General features: G+C 55.5%; 9 protein-coding genes and 2 tRNA genes. 5 read left to right on the forward strand and 6 right to left on the reverse strand.

Going from position 1 to position 14,865, the window contains the following annotated elements; all coding sequences use genetic code 11:
- Positions 1 to 65 precede the first annotated feature (65 nt).
- Positions 66 to 141: transfer RNA gene (locus tag BBOMB_RS02610), tRNA-His, on the reverse strand.
- A gap of 464 nt (positions 142 to 605) precedes the next feature.
- The gene (locus BBOMB_RS02615) at positions 606 to 2,591 is read right to left on the reverse strand and encodes an LTA synthase family protein (RefSeq protein ID WP_052377539.1); all 1,986 of its coding nucleotides are present in this window, start codon (positions 2,589 to 2,591) and stop codon (positions 606 to 608) included.
- Positions 2,592 to 3,066: 475 nt separating this feature from the next.
- Between BBOMB_RS02615 and BBOMB_RS02620 the strand changes: the two genes are divergently transcribed.
- The 4 genes from BBOMB_RS02620 to BBOMB_RS02635 all read left to right on the forward strand — a co-directional run bounded on the left by BBOMB_RS02620 (position 3,067) and on the right by BBOMB_RS02635 (position 7,924).
- Positions 3,067 to 4,449 carry an alpha/beta hydrolase-fold protein gene (locus BBOMB_RS02620; RefSeq protein WP_044086728.1) on the forward strand — a complete coding sequence of 461 codons (1,383 nt, stop codon included), beginning with the start codon at positions 3,067 to 3,069 and terminating at the stop codon, positions 4,447 to 4,449.
- A gap of 1 nt (position 4,450) precedes the next feature.
- Entirely contained in the window at positions 4,451 to 7,219 is a 2,769-nt protein-coding gene (locus BBOMB_RS02625; protein WP_044086729.1) for a bifunctional lysylphosphatidylglycerol flippase/synthetase MprF, read from the forward strand.
- A 242-nt stretch (positions 7,220 to 7,461) separates the two neighbouring features.
- Positions 7,462 to 7,538, forward strand: a tRNA-Arg gene (locus BBOMB_RS02630).
- Between the two features lie 68 nt (positions 7,539 to 7,606).
- Positions 7,607 to 7,924, forward strand: a complete 318-nt coding sequence (locus BBOMB_RS02635) for a YhbY family RNA-binding protein (protein WP_238549857.1) — start codon at positions 7,607 to 7,609, stop codon at positions 7,922 to 7,924.
- A 75-nt stretch (positions 7,925 to 7,999) separates the two neighbouring features.
- Here BBOMB_RS02635 and BBOMB_RS02640 read toward each other — a convergent pair whose 3' ends face one another.
- The 3 genes from BBOMB_RS02640 to BBOMB_RS02650 all read right to left on the reverse strand — a co-directional run bounded on the left by BBOMB_RS02640 (position 8,000) and on the right by BBOMB_RS02650 (position 11,882).
- A complete protein-coding gene (locus BBOMB_RS02640) occupies positions 8,000 to 9,196 on the reverse strand; it encodes a hydroxymethylglutaryl-CoA synthase (protein ID WP_044086732.1) in 1,197 nt (398 codons plus the stop codon).
- Positions 9,197 to 9,311: 115 nt separating this feature from the next.
- Positions 9,312 to 10,580, reverse strand: a complete 1,269-nt coding sequence (locus tag BBOMB_RS02645; RefSeq protein ID WP_044086733.1) for a hydroxymethylglutaryl-CoA reductase, degradative — start codon at positions 10,578 to 10,580, stop codon at positions 9,312 to 9,314.
- Positions 10,581 to 10,712: 132 nt separating this feature from the next.
- A complete protein-coding gene (locus BBOMB_RS02650; RefSeq protein WP_238549858.1) occupies positions 10,713 to 11,882 on the reverse strand; it encodes a thiolase family protein in 1,170 nt (389 codons plus the stop codon).
- Positions 11,883 to 12,141: 259 nt separating this feature from the next.
- Between BBOMB_RS02650 and BBOMB_RS02655 the strand changes: the two genes are divergently transcribed.
- Positions 12,142 to 13,467 (forward strand): ATP-binding protein, encoded by a 1,326-nt coding sequence (locus BBOMB_RS02655; protein ID WP_081867246.1) that lies wholly within the window; start codon positions 12,142 to 12,144, stop codon positions 13,465 to 13,467.
- A 40-nt stretch (positions 13,468 to 13,507) separates the two neighbouring features.
- Here the strand turns inward: BBOMB_RS02655 and BBOMB_RS02660 are convergent, their stop codons facing one another.
- Positions 13,508 to 14,704 (reverse strand): SLC13 family permease, encoded by a 1,197-nt coding sequence (locus BBOMB_RS02660; RefSeq protein WP_044086734.1) that lies wholly within the window; start codon positions 14,702 to 14,704, stop codon positions 13,508 to 13,510.
- Positions 14,705 to 14,865 lie beyond the last annotated feature (161 nt).

Genomic DNA, 14,865 nt, shown 5'->3' on the forward strand with positions numbered 1-14,865 from the left:
ATGCCGGACACTCGCCGCAAATATGAGAAAACCCCTACAAGCCTTGTGGCTGTAGGGGTTTGGCGTGGGGTGGATAACGCGGTTCGAACGCGCGACCTTCTGAACCACAATCAGATGCTCTACCTGCTGAGCTATATCCACCATGTGGTGTGGAATCCGACCAGAGTCCTTGACCTCAGTCGTTTCGCACAACAGAGGAAACTATACATGATTCTTGGGACTTGCGCCAGGCGGCGCGTCGCGAACGCCCGCAGGACAACACCAATCCTGAAACCACAAGATACCAGAGCTATCAAGCATCTGAACAAAAACCTTTGATGTCTGTCATCGTGTGGCTCTGAACGACAAGACCGCGCTTGATATGCCAGTGAGCAGCAACCACCCAAATCCCTCCCACAGACAGTTTACCCAAGGTATTCTCAGGCAGCGCATCGACATCTCGCTTTTGACTGCTTCTGGAAAACAACTCAGGCATGGGCAAGAACGAAGTCCAGGGCAAAAACGCATGCGCGGCGCTGGAAACACGTCCGCTTACTCGGTGTGCTCGTTGTAGTACACGGCGTACTCGGTGACCAGTGTACACGGTACGCATCAGCCCGGAAACGCTAACGAACCACATCCATGAATCCTTCACTCTTCAAATAGCCTGAGCCGGCCGTGACGTCGTACTGGATGAGCCTGTAGTCATGCATGAGCTGTTTGGTCTTCGCATCGAAATCAGAGGCGTTCATGGGATCGCCCTTGGCATCAAGATAAATCGGCTGCCCTGCGGGAATCCGATCCCAACCTTGTATTTTATTGACCACGGGCGGTTCCATTGCAGATACCTTGGCGTGCAGTTGAGTCAGGAACGCGATGTATGGGGACACCCTCGCATCCATATGCTCAGCGACCTGGGCCATAAAGAAATTAGGTGAGGAATAAGCGCTATTAGGAACCTTCACGCTTTGATGCCCCGAAGACTTGTTTGACCAAATGAAATAATCGGTCTCGTGCAACGCCAGCGAATTGCCCGTGTCCATGCTCGCCGTCTTATAGATGCCAGGTAAATGGTCTCCATAGAAAACCACCGTCACAGGCTTGTCCAATTCGTCAAGCTTGCGGAGGAAATCGGCGGTGGCCTTGTCTGTGTGGTTCACTCCGGAGGCGTACGTCTGTATCGATTCGCTCTCCGTAGAATCCAACGGCGCGCCATGTTCCGAGCTTCCGACCTTGAAGTCATTATCCGGATACCAATTCTGATATGGCATATGGTTCTGCATCGTAGCCAACTGGAAGAACTTCGGTCCATTCGCCTTGGAGATCTGTTCATAGGTACTCGCATACGCCGATTCGTCGGAGACATACGGCGAAGAACCCAGCTTGGCCCGATGGTCTATGATCTCCGGCGGTTGAAGAGAGTAAAAGTGGGAAAAACCGAATTTTTTGTAATTACCGGCACGAGAGTACATCGATGGTTCATATGGATGCAAGGCGATGGAATTGTTTTTGTCTCCCCACAGCTGGTTGACCGTAGGCGTCCACTTTTCGCCAGGCACCAGCTGTTGATACGGACTCGTCAACGAAGCATCAAAATTGGCCATCGACAGCCCTGTCAGACTCATATACTCCAGGTTCGCCGTCCCACCGCCATATCCAGAGGACAGCATAAGACCGCTCGTCGTTTCGTCTTTTATCGAGCGGATCTGCGGCATCGGATCAGCATTCACCGTAAGCCCGGGCACTCTCGTCGGATCCGAGAAGGACTCGGAAAGGATGAAGAGCACACTACCGTCATCCATGTCAGCATCGCGCCTTGCGTTAATGGATTTCGCAGCTGCGGAATAGCGCCGTGCGATTGTCTTCATCGTAGCCTCGTTGTAATCGGCGGGCTGGTCCATGATCTTGGGCCTGACCTGCCCTAGGAACGAAACAAGCGGTCCATTACGCTGCGCGTCATATACCGAATCCCACATGGACGGGATATCCCCCATACCATGAGCAAGGACGTTGGCCCAGGAACCTACCACACTCACCTGAGCCGTATAACCGAACACAAGGAGCAATGAAAGAACGGCACAAACCAGGCGGACGAGCGCACCACGCAAGGCATTCATTCTCAGCACGACCCGTCCGTGCCTTCTATCACAGCGGGCTATGATCCACAGGATGGCGACAACGAAAATCATGCCGAGAACCGCGAGCGCGATCAATCCGCCGGAACCGGATGGAATGAAGCTCAGGATACTGCCCGCATCAGCCTTAAGGAAATTGAGGTCCGACGGCAGGATCGTCTCATAGCGCGCACCGACCTTGAAATGCTCGGCGACGGCTATGATTGCGCAGAGCACGAGCAATAGGCCGGAAGACAGCCAGAACCTGTTCGTCAACATGAGTACGAACAGGTAGATCAGCCCGAGCAGCAACATATTGAGGAACAAGACGAGATTCCCATTACGCCAGATGCCGCAAATCATCGTCCAAGCGTTATCCAACGGACTGGAGAGGTCCGTTCTCGTGGATTTCTGTGTTACCCCCTGTTGGAGCAACAATACGCAGAGAAAATCAAAGAGCAGGAACAGCAACACGTACCCGAACCATCGTATCGACATGGACCAGCCGGCGACGTGCGGCAGACCCTTTGTCGGAACGGACACACGCCCTTGCCCTCCACAACCCTCATCACGACCCACGGAGTCTTCCGCGAGGTCGTCGTCCTTGCCCTGATCTGTTGATTCCGTCGTCCTCATGCCCGAATCGTCACTGTGCATAGCCTCGTCTTTTCCAGTAAAATCGTCCTCATGCACGCCAATCACCGTCCATTCCGTTCACCTGCCACATCCCTTTTGTTCGACATCACAAAGAGCATGAATCATGAAATACCTACCCTGAACACAACATTCCACCCTTCCGTGATATTTCCAGCTAGTAGCATAATCAGGCCGTGTCCACCTGCCCGACGGTTCAATAAACCTCTATCGTATTCTACAAATCCAACCGACTGTGACATCATCCTCCTGGATGATGGTTCGTCCGTAAGCTTGGTTTAGAATTGAAGCGACAAGAACTAAGCATGCGAAGGGCATAATGGACTGGTTGTTTAAACTCAAGCTTACTCAGGGCTGGCTTCCCAAGACGATGCTCATAATCACCGTCGTAGGCCTGCTGATCGTAATCATACTGAAGTCACGGAAAGGATGGCTCAAGCCCCTTATCTCTCAGCTGATTATCGGCGTACTGGGTTTCTTCGGCGGCTGGCTGGTCGTATGGCTGCTGTCTGACGTGTTCCGTGTCTTCGGAGTAAGTCTGGGCTGGGCGGTGATGCTGACGATAGGAATCGGTGTCGGCGTCATTGTCGCCCTCATCGCCGCGTTTTGCCAATCCAAAGGATTCAGGCGCGTGCTCAGTGCAATCATGGTCGTCATATCACTTCTGACATGCGCGTTGAAGGTGGACGGCATCTACGGCGAATACACGACCTTAGGATCGTTATTCGGAATTTCGCAATTCTCCCCTCTCAATTCCGACACGGTCACTACGAAGCCCGCGATGAGCATCAAACAATGGCATGAACTTGCCAAGCACAGGCAGCTTCCGAACATGCCGGAAAAAGGCGAAGTCCATTCGGTGTCCATACCGAACACCCATTCGAACTTCCGGGCGCGAAAAGCCAACGTCTATCTTCCGCCCGCAGCCTTGAGCGCCGAACCGCCGGCTTTGCCGGTCATGGTTGTCATGGCGGGACAGCCGGGGAACACGGACCGCTTCTTTACCGCCGGACAATTGGGCAAAATGCTCAATACCTATGCCTCGAAGCACGATGGCCTGGCACCGATAGCAGTGTCGCCCGATCAGAACGGCACCTTGCTGAACAATTCACTGTGCTCGGACACGCGGCAGGGAGGAAACGCCGAGACTTACATCACCGAGGACGTTACGGAATGGATTAAGGACACATTGCCCGTTGCGACCAAACCACAGGACTGGCTCATCGGCGGTTTCTCTCAGGGGGCAACCTGCAGCACGCAACTGGGTCCAGCCCATCCGGACATCTATGGACACATCTTCTCCGCAGGTGGCGAAATAGAGCCTGTCAGCGGATCGCACAAGTCGACGCTGAAACGCTATTTCAATTCGGATGAGAAAGCGTACAGAAAGCATGTACCGACCTACATCATAGCGAACAGCGGATCAGACAAACAATCATGGTTCAGCATTGCGGGCAAATGGGACAAACGCTCACAGAAGAACCAGATGACGATTGTGAAGGCGGCCATGGAAGCTGGTATGAGCACCACCACCGTCGTCACAAAAGAATCGGGACATGATTGGCACACCGTGCAAGCGGGCATGCTGCCGATGATTGACTTCTTCGGCGAAGAAAGCGGCCTAGGCAGCACAGGCAAGACTATCTCGGAGTATCCGAACCTCGATGTCATCGATTCTCGTACCACTGCAAGGAGGGACTGACATGAGCGGCAAAGTGAAAGAACCATCGAGCTGGCATATCCTCGGCAAAGACCTGAAGCAATGGATGCTCGACCACGCCTTCGCCATCGGCTGCGCGCTGTTGTTCCTCATAGCCAACATCGCCCATTCGATCTGGAAGGCCGCAAAGCACATCCACGCCGATCCAAATGGACATAGTCTAAGCTTCTCAAGAACATACTTGGAGAATCATTTACGGCCAGGCGCAATGTCTCCCAAGCCCAAGGAGCCCGGCCTCATCTCGTGGATCATGCACACTGTGGAATCCCTCGTGTTCGTGCATGGAATACTGCTCCTGATTATCTATTTCCTGCTTATCCTGGTGATTCTCAGCGTGGCGCAATCACATCTGGGCGCTTGGAGAACCGTGGGAACCTCTATCGTCACGGCGTTGCTCGGTTCATTTATAGGTCTGGGAATCTGCTATCTGGTAAGCCAGACAGTACACGGCTGGATCAGGCTGGACAGGATTCCGATTCTGTTGTCACCGTTGACTCTCATCATCGGCCCTCTTATGGCCGAAAGCGCTTTTGAATCCGTGTTGTGGAAACGCCGCATCGTGCTCATCAGTTACACCTTTGTAGGCACATTGCTGCTTTTTAGCGGCAATCCTGGAGATTATTGCAACCTTGCCGCCGCAGTCGTGGGGCATGTCATGGGATTGATGATGCATGGGCGCGACGGAGAACGTGTCCATTGGCAGCGAGGCACGGATTACGAGATACGACGCCTGTTCGCTTTTGTACAGGTCGTGCTCGCCATAGGGCCGATTCTCTCCATCACATCTACGTCGCGCTTCGGTTTGTTAACGACGATGGGATTGTTCACATCCTCGCTGCTCGATGGATCGTCATTCGTCACCGCATGTGGAGCGAACCAGACGTTGCACAGCTGCATCATCATCACAGGGCAGCACAGCGTGGCCTTACTCGGTCTGTGGCTGCACATCCTGTTGCCGGTGGCCGCGCTGGGGCTCGTGGCTTGGGGACTATACCACGGGCGCAAAGCCGCGGCTTGGACAAGCATCGCCGTCAATGGTTTAGTAGTCCTTTTCACCATCGTGTACTACGTCATATTCCCACTGACCATCACGACATCAAACATGGAGACTACGCGGCGCTATGCCACCATGCCGGCATTCGTCGTCACAGCGCTCCCCTCGCTGCTGCTTATCATCTTCATGACACGTGAGCTGGCGCATTTCCAGGTGCCGACTGGAAAGACACGGGTCCGCACGGGATTGGGCGCAATGGTGGCCTCGTTGATTGCAACGAGTGCCGTCTACGCTCTGTTTGCATTGTCATGGCCTTCGTCCTTCTTCCCCAAACCCACGGTGAAGCTGCTCGCACTGGACATGCTCAGAAGGATACTTCCCCTCGGATTCGGTGGGCGTCAATCGACGCTCATCCGGCCACGGACGATGGCGGCCACGCTCATCGGCACCGGCATGACGGTGATCTTCTGGTTGACCGTGCTCATTGTCTTCATCTTCTGGTTCAGGGACAACATTTCCCCAGATGCGCAAGACAGAACTCGGGCAAACTCCCTTGTCGAGCTGGGCGGGGACTCGATGAGTTTCATGACCACTTGGGAAGACAATCACTATTGGTTTTCCCCGACGGGTCGCTCGGCCATAGCTTACCGTGTCATGCACAGCATCGCACTGACCGTCACAGGACCTTTCGGAGCTCGGGACGAGTACATGCGAGACCTTGATGACTTCACTGCCTACTGCGATGAGCATGGATGGTCCCCCGCTTTCTACGCCGTACACGAGGATCAGAAGGATGCTCTGCAGCAGCACGGGTTCTCGTCAATCCAAGTAGGCACGGAGATGGTCATCGACCCGAATGCCTGGCAGACCCGCGGGCACAAGTGGCAGGACATCCGAACCGCCATCAACAAAGCGAAGCGCGACGGCATCGTCGATGTGCTCTGCACGTACGACAGCGCAGGATTCGATGTCCAGCAGCAGATTGTTGAGATATCGGAACAGTGGGCACAGCTCAAGGCTTTACCCGAGATGAAGTTCACTTTGGGAGGCGTGGAGGAACTGCGCGACCCGCGTGTGGCTCTACTCTATGCCATCGATTCGAAGGGCGTCGTCCTTGGAGTCACCAGTTGGCTGCCGACCTACCGCAACGGGAAAGTAATCGGCTGGACACTTGATTTCATGCGCCACCGGACGGATAGCCCGAACGGCATCATGGAGTTTCTCATAGCCCGTATGGCCGAGCGTCTGCGAGACGAAGGGGCCTCGGACCCCGAGCATGCTGTGGAATTCATGAGCCTTTCCGCTGCGCCTCTTGCAGGAATGGGCGAGGGACGAGGAAAGACCGTTCAGATCCATGCCGACGCTACGGGCGCAAACGAGACTTCTATGCAGCAGAAAAAGGCTGAATCTGTCACGAACGAGACCGAGACCCAGCCAGCTGCTTCCAAGCAAGACGATCGCAAGGAAGGCCCTGACCTCAGAAACGGGAGGACCAGCGGAACCGAAATCATCGAGCACGCGCTTCAAATTGTGGCGGACGTCCTGGAACCGGCTTATGGGTTCAAATCACTGTTCTTCTTCAAACGCAAGTTCCAACCGACACCTGCGCCCGTTTATATCTGCTACCCTGATTCATCCAAACTCGCACAGATCGGCATCACCGTCGTCAGCGCATATGTGCCGGAGCTTAAACCGAATCAGGTCGTGGACGTATTGAAGACGATGACGGAGAAAAAGGACGAGACCAAGGAGAAATAGGATAGACCACTGAGGTGTCGCAGGCGATTTGACCTGATTGTCGGACTAAGGGCACAGGACGTGTTCCTCGCGGGAAACGCGATGAAGAGTCGGAGACATTCCCAAGGCCCCCTCGGCAAGTGGCGTTGCATGCGATCAATGCCACGAAGGGGCCATAGCGTCATGGTAACTTATCCATGACGTTGGGACTTCCCGTGGAACCTTCAAGGGTCTGCACTTCCCCATATACTTGACTATCGCAAGGCTCCGTAGCTCAGCTGGATAGAGCAACTGACTTCTAATCTGTAGGTCGCGAGTTCGAATCTCGCCGGAGTCACCAATCGGTCTCATGTGTGTGGATCGGTTTATGCCGATGGCACCGCAACAAGACGGAGAAGCAAAGAAAGCATGGAGATGTCACAGAAAAAACTCAACAAAAGGCAGATCAGGCAATTGCGAGGACTTGCGAACAAGCTTGAGCCCATGCTTTGGATAGGTTCGAACGGACTGACCGACGCCATCGTCAGGCAGGCGAGCGAAACGCTGGAAAGCCATGAACTTCTCAAGTGCGCACTCCAGGAAAGTTGCCCCGTTGACGAGAAAGAGGTCAGCGAGTTGCTTTCGGGCCAAATCGGAGCGCAGGTCATCCAAGTGATTGGCCATCGTTTTGTGCTGTATCGTCCAACGCAAAAGCCCGGCGTGAAAACCATCGATCTGGTCCGATGACACTGCGCACACCGGTCTTCCGCTTTGCCGCTATCGTGCGGTCATGACTGGTCGGACGGTTGCGAGGAATCGTCGTCAACGGTACAACCGCTGGTGACGGTCCAGTCCGGTCAGATAGTGAGGCGCATCAAAGTCGCTGCGTTCAAGAACCTGCCGTGACCCATCCTGCACGAGACCGGCATTGAAAACACGCTCATACTCCTCTACGCAGAGCTTGGTGCGTCCTTCCAACATGGCACGATGCCCGGCCGAGTTCAACTCGGATTGGAATCCCGAGCAAAGCTTTCCGAAGAACAATTCTGCTTCCGAGCCCGAGCCATAGCTGAACAGCCCCATCCTGTCTCCCGGGCGAAGACTTGAATCGTTCTCCAACAGTGAGATGAGTCCCAGATATAGCGATCCGGTGTAGATGTTGCCCACCTGCCTTCCATAACGAATGCTGTCTTCGAAGCGATTCGCAAGGCGACCATAATCATCGTCCGTCATCATACCTTGCAATGTTCGCAAACCTTTACGCCCCATTTTCGAAAAAGGAATATGGAAGAGCTGTGCCGCCAGTCCCTCCGGACAAGTCAACCCCATCTGCGAGGCACGGTTCCATGCATCCCGGAACATGGCAAGATAAACCTCTTCAGAGTATTTGCCTTGCGCAAAGGCCACCGTCGAATAGTTCGGACGCCAGAAATCGTAAGTGCTTCGACTGGCCACTACGGTCCCAGGCTCTATGGCGAGCACCGTGGGGTCCGCCGAAACGATCATCGCCACCGCGCCGGCACCCTGGGTGACCTCCCCCGGAGTGTCCAGACCATATCTGGCGATATCGGAGGCGATGACCAAAGCCCGTCGGTCCGGGTGCGAACGCACAAAGTCCAACGCAACCATGAGACCAGCGGTCGCACCATAGCACGCTTCCTTGATTTCCATCACCCGCATTCCCTCGGGCAAAGCCAAGAGCTGATGCACGAACAGCGCCGCAGCTTTTGATTGGTCTATGCCTGATTCCGTACCAAGAACCAGGAGCCCAAGCGAAGCACGGGTGACATCATCCAGCAGAGGTTCGGCTGCATTGGCGCCCATGGATACGATGTCCTGATCGACAGGTGCGACCGCCATCCTCTCCTGCCCTATGCCGATAAGGTATTTGTCGGGATCGACACACCTGGCCCGTGCTAACTCAACAAGATCCACGTACTGATTCGGCGTATAGAAATTGAGTTTGTCAATGCCGAATCCGCGCGTCTCACGGTGCTCTTCACTCTCCAGGTTCCTCATGGATGTCCTTTCCTCTTTCACTTGTTCGGACCGCAATCCGGCTCACACGAAACACCACGCTTCCAAGGCGATGCCAAAAACCACCATATGGCCCACGAATCAGGAATGCCTTCTTTCATGCACGTTCCCACCGCAGACCAGTCATATCGTCCGCCAGGACCGCCTTGGCTCGGCTTAGATCGGCGTGGGTCACGTCCTGACTCAATACGGAAACCACACGCTCTATCTGGCTCGTTTCCCTCGCTCCGGCCATCATGGCAAGACTGCGCAGCTGAAGATTCATATGCCCAGCCTGGATGCCGCGTGTGACCAACGCTCTCAGCGCGGCCATATTCGAAGCCAATCCAACGCTTGCGGCTATGCCCATAAGCCTCTCGGCATCGGGATCCGCTAGTATCCTCATGGCCGTCTTAGCCACCGGAAGGGTTGATATTGCGCCACCTACGGCACCTATCGGCATAGGAATGTCAATCACACCCACCAAACAGTCATTCTGAACGTCCCACTGCGTCCAGGTCCTATGATGTTCATTCAGTGCGGCATATGCCGCGGCGGCCACATTGCGGGTGTCATTGCCAGTGGCCAGTACCAAAGCATCTACTCCGTTCATGATCCCCTTGTTCTGTGTCACCGCGCGTTGCGGTGACAGCTGGGCGAAGCGTCCCGCTTGGACGATGCGCTGAGCTACCAGCGAGCCCTCCATACCTGAGGCCGGCAACTGGGAGAAAGGAAAACGCGCCGTGGCACGAGCTCTTTGCAGCGGCGCACTGTTGGAAAGGATGGCCATAAGCAACCTCAACTGTGAGGATGCCCGCTCGATATACCGTCCCACTGCCTCGCTGATTGTATTGACCACGTTCGCACCCATGGCCTCACCGGGATTGATGGTGAGGCGGAACTCGACGATATCGGCCTCCGGGTATGTCACGACACACACATCCCGAAGTCCGCCGCCATGTTCTTCCAAACTGGGATGTGCATCCCTCGACACCTTCCGTATCGAATCGAGATGCGCCTCCAGAAATGCTTCAGGTCGCTCAAGATGCCCCAAGAACACCACTTGGCCGATCAGACCGCCCCGTTCCACGGAAGTGACGAATCCACCAGTGTCCCTGCACCGTTTGGCGGCGTTTCCCGCAGCCGCTATGACGGAAGGCTCTTCGACCGCAAGTGGAACGGATGTGGGACGTCCATCGATGATAAAGTTCCGGGCTATCCCCAGAGGCACCGGGAACGCCCCCACCTGGTTCTCTATCATGTTGGCCGCCATCGCAGTGGGCAACCCGGGACCCTCGGCCAAGACGGAGGCCTCACGCTCTCCTAGCGAGCCTTCCCGCACCAGCTGGTCGATCCGTTCTTGCGTCGTCAATTCTTGGAACTTCATCGCCGATCTCCTTGCCAAACCACAATACATTATTTCAATCGTTCAGGCACATTCGTGCCCCAGCGTCGCACACCCGAGAAGGTTTGGCGCAGACAGCATGGTCACTCGAAACGCAACCCTAACGGGGCCTTTTCAGACGCATTCCACTTCCATGGCAATCGCCTGTCCTCCGCCTACGCAAAGCGCCGCGATACCGCGACGCAGACCCAAACGCCAAAGCCCATGAATCAGTGTGGTAAGTATGCGCGCACCTGACGCCCCCAGCGGATGCCCAAGGGCAATGGCACCGCCCGAAACGTTATAGCATTCGGGTTTGATTCCCAATTCACGCCGAACGACCAGAGCCTGACTGGCGAACGCCTCATTGACCTCGAACAGGTCGATGTCATCGATGTCTTGCCCTGACCTGGCAAGCAGTCGCCGAACCGCCAATACCGGCGTATACCCCATGAGTTCCGGCTTATAGCCGGATTCAGCATAGCCGGTGATACGTGCGAGCGCGTCCATTCCGAGTTCCCTAGCCCTGGCGGCGGTCGTCAGAATCAGAACACTGGCCCCATCACTGATGGGCGAGGCGTTGCCGGCCGTTACGGTGCCGTCAGAATCATACACTGGCTTCAGGGATTCCAAGGCCTCCAACGTGGTGTCTGGGCGAATGGCCTCATCACGATGCAGACCAGCCACCGGGATGATCTCCTCATCGAAGCAGCCTGACTCACTGGCTTGCGCAGCGCGTTGCTGGGAGGACAAGGCGTATTCGTCGATCTGCGCACGGTTGAGGTGAAATCTTACGGCAAGATTCTCCGCGGTGTGCCCTACCGGGTAACCGTGGAAAGCGTCGTTGAGTCCGTCTTCAAACAGACTGTCATCAAGCGCTGTCGTGTCAAACGACTTCTTGCCGGTACGCCTGGCCAGTGCCGGCGCATTGGACATGCTTTCCACTCCTCCGGCAACCACTACGGAGGCGTCTCCCATGAGCAGTGCGGATTGTGCCAGTCGCACAGCTTTCAGTCCCGAACCACACACCTGATTGACGCTCATGGCGGTCCCCGCCATATCGAAGCCGGCGTTCAGCTGCACCTGCCGTGCCACATTCTGGCCCTCACCCGCAGCGATGACGTTGCCCAATATCACCTGATCGACGACCCGGGGATCCACCCCACAAGATCGAACCACACCTTGGCACAGCAACGTAGCCAACCGAGTCGAATCCAAACGACTCAGCGCTCCACCGAACCTACCGATGGCCGTCCGTTTCGCCGCCACTACCACGACGTCATCAGAAGCTAGGATCCCGTTCAAAGACACCTTCCCATCCCATGTCGTCCGAAAGAGTCAGGCTCCCCGGACGTCCTTCATGCATCCACCGATGCACGCGTGCCGTTTCTTGCCGTCAATACCATAAGGCATAGGAGGGCACCGAAACCCGATGTGCACGAAGCTTTTACCCCGCTTCACAAAATCTTCACACCCACCTGGGTCGAAAGCTGATGTGATAACGAATTCGTTCACTTCTCGGCCCAACGCAAAGAGTGTCTCAACTTTTCGTTAGCATCGAGTCATGGCAACGCATACTAACCCACATCAGAATGGCCGGATGGAAGTTCAAGGTAGAACTGAGGAGTCCTACACCGACGAATCTCTCCAGGCGCAGCAGGGCACCGTTACACGCCATGATCCGCAGACCGGTCCGTGGGCGGCACCCTATGACCACAGGCTTTCAGCCATCCAAGAGCTGAGTTTCGACCATGCCGAGCAGACCTTCGCCACGGCAGGAATGACTTGGGACGAAAGTAGACTTTCCGACCTCCATATCCTTGACGAAAACCGGCATTACACCAACACAGGGCTGTTGCTCAGCGACCAATGCCCATTCTCCATCAAGATGACCATCTTCGCGAGCGACATGAAATCCAAGGTCGTGGAGAAAAGGACGCTGACCGGATCCACGCTGAGTCAGCTTGATGAGGCGGTGATGCTGTTGAACGAACATGATGTTGACAGACGATGGCCTTCGCAGGCATTGAGGGAATCCTTGGTGAACGCCGTAGTACACCGCGACTATGACATGAACGGTCCAACAGTAATCAACATCTTCCCTTCCAGGATCGAAATCGTTTCTTTGGGCGGATTGGTGGGCGGATTGGAAGTCAACGACCTGCTCAACGGCGTGAACATGCCACGCAACCCATATTTGGCCAGCCTGTTTTCCCGACTCGGCATCAGTGAAGACTGTGGCACCGGCATACGACGAATCCTTGAATCCTACGGTGATTCATTGGCGAGTCCCCAAGTAAGGGTCGGACCCAGATCCGTGGCCATGGTGCTTCCCGCTTCAGTTCGGGAACCATTGACGGGCGGTGATGAGCGAAACGACGAAACCCGCTCCGACACGAATGACATCGATGGTTTCGACGATTCCGGTCGTTCCGAACAATCGCGCGAACTGCACGCCAAACGCTACGCCTTCCCCACCGCACACCCCTACATCACAGACGACCCGGGTTCGGCTCTGGCCGGGGCAAGGGTCATTGCGGTGGCGCCCCTGCAGACCCTGGTGCTCTCCGGTGACCTTTCCGGAAACCAACGAACAGGTGCGGAGTTGGAGACCTCATCGACTGATGGATCGCGGACCTACGACCAACCCGGCCATGCCAAGAAGCAGCGCGAGCCAGCACTGCCCGGATACGAACTCGACGAACTTGAGGCCGTGGCGCTGCATCTTTTCGCCGGAAGGGGTGTGCAGCTCACCCGCAAACAAGTGGAGCACTCACTGGGACTCAACCGCAAGGAAGCCAAAAAGCTGCTCCATACCCTTACCGATGCGGGAAGGTTGGAACATCTGGGCGAACCAGGGAAAGGAACTTATAAGCTCGCTAAGGCCTGAAAAAGACGGACGGACAGAACCGCGGAAAGTTTGGCGAGGACTACTCGATCAAAACGGACAAACCCAGAAGCACAGCGAGAAACACCACATTGACGGCGGTGTACACCACGAGATAATGCCCTTTACGCCGCGGGTATTTGCGGGCAACCTGCTGGTATGAGATGAGCGAGGCCATCGATGCGATCAGCGTGCCCAGCCCTCCAAGATTCGTTCCGATGATAAGCGGACGCCATTGACTGCAGAACCCCGACAAAAGGATGGACGTGGGTACGTTGCTGATGAGCTGGCTGGCACCGACCGCCACCTGCAGCGGGTGGGAACCAACCAAAGACGCAGCTAGCGAAGCAAATTGAGGCACTCTGCGCATATTGCCAATGAAGATGAAGAACATGATGAAGGTAAGCGGCAACGCCCAATCCACCTTCATGAAGGCGCGCCTGTCGCAGACGAGGAAGGTGACGAAAACCAAGGCGCACATGAGCCATAATGGCAGCAGATTACCCACTGTAAGCGCACATACCAGGAACAGAATCACGTATACTAGCGCCCGCCAGCCTCCATTGCCCCCACCATAGCCAAGCAGCCGAATCTCGTCTGGGCGCTCGGCGTTCTCCACCGGTGCCAAAACAGTCTTCTCAAGCCCTTCGCTATCCAGCTTCGCAAGAGTTGCAGAAATCGGTTTGCGGCGGAACACCAGAAGCGTGACGACCAGCAGCATGGCCAGAGACACGAGGGAATAAGGTCCCATGATTTGAAGAAAGCGCACGGTCGAGGTGTTCGATATGGCCCGCATGTACAGATTATGGGCGTTACCGATTGGTGTAAGCATGCTGCCCGTATTCGCCCCGACCGTCATCAACGTGACGACCAACACCGTGCTCCCCTGCATGTCTGCCATGACGAGCACGGAGAGAGCGAAGGGGATGAACGTCACCAATGCGACATCGTTCGTTATGAACATGGAAGAGAAGAACGTGAGCAAAACCAGCGTCAGCACCAAGCCCGACTCACTGCCTACCTTCGACAGCAGACGGGAACCTATGAAGTGGAACACGCCGATGCGCTGCAGACCACACACCACAAGCATGAGGCACACCAACTGCGCGATGGTGTTGACATGGATATAGGTCAGATACTGTTGATCGGGATGAACGAAAAAGCATGAAATGATGGCGAGGATACTGGAGACGAGAAGAATGGTGTCATTCTTCAGGACCTTCTCGATAACTGCTCTCATCTGCTCTCCCACACGCAAATGGCTTGACGCCTCACGCCAGGGCGCCGATCGAATCCACGCCCATATACGCTATTGTATGGGATTTTCACGTGAGACTCGACCAAAAAAACAGCACAGCAGCGACCAATGCCGATTCGAAGGCTTTTGTAGGCGGAAAAAGA

Source organism: Bifidobacterium bombi DSM 19703 (genome assembly GCF_000737845.1).
Taxonomy (GTDB): Bacteria; Actinomycetota; Actinomycetes; order Actinomycetales; family Bifidobacteriaceae; genus Bifidobacterium; species Bifidobacterium bombi.

Bases quoted from the DNA above. Each gene is read 5' to 3' on its own strand.
- BBOMB_RS02660 (WP_044086734.1), bottom strand. From the start codon at position 14,704: ATGAGAGCAGTTATCGAGAAGGTCCTGAAGAATGACACCATTCTTCTC.
- BBOMB_RS02620 (WP_044086728.1), top strand. From the start codon at position 3,067: ATGGACTGGTTGTTTAAACTCAAGCTTACTCAGGGCTGGCTTCCCAAG.
- BBOMB_RS02645 (WP_044086733.1), bottom strand. From the start codon at position 10,580: ATGAAGTTCCAAGAATTGACGACGCAAGAACGGATCGACCAGCTGGTG.
- BBOMB_RS02635 (WP_238549857.1), top strand. From the start codon at position 7,607: ATGGAGATGTCACAGAAAAAACTCAACAAAAGGCAGATCAGGCAATTG.
- BBOMB_RS02655 (WP_081867246.1), top strand. From the start codon at position 12,142: ATGGCAACGCATACTAACCCACATCAGAATGGCCGGATGGAAGTTCAA.
- BBOMB_RS02640 (WP_044086732.1), bottom strand. From the start codon at position 9,196: ATGAGGAACCTGGAGAGTGAAGAGCACCGTGAGACGCGCGGATTCGGC.
- BBOMB_RS02615 (WP_052377539.1), bottom strand. From the start codon at position 2,591: ATGTCGATACGATGGTTCGGGTACGTGTTGCTGTTCCTGCTCTTTGAT.
- BBOMB_RS02625 (WP_044086729.1), top strand. From the start codon at position 4,451: ATGAGCGGCAAAGTGAAAGAACCATCGAGCTGGCATATCCTCGGCAAA.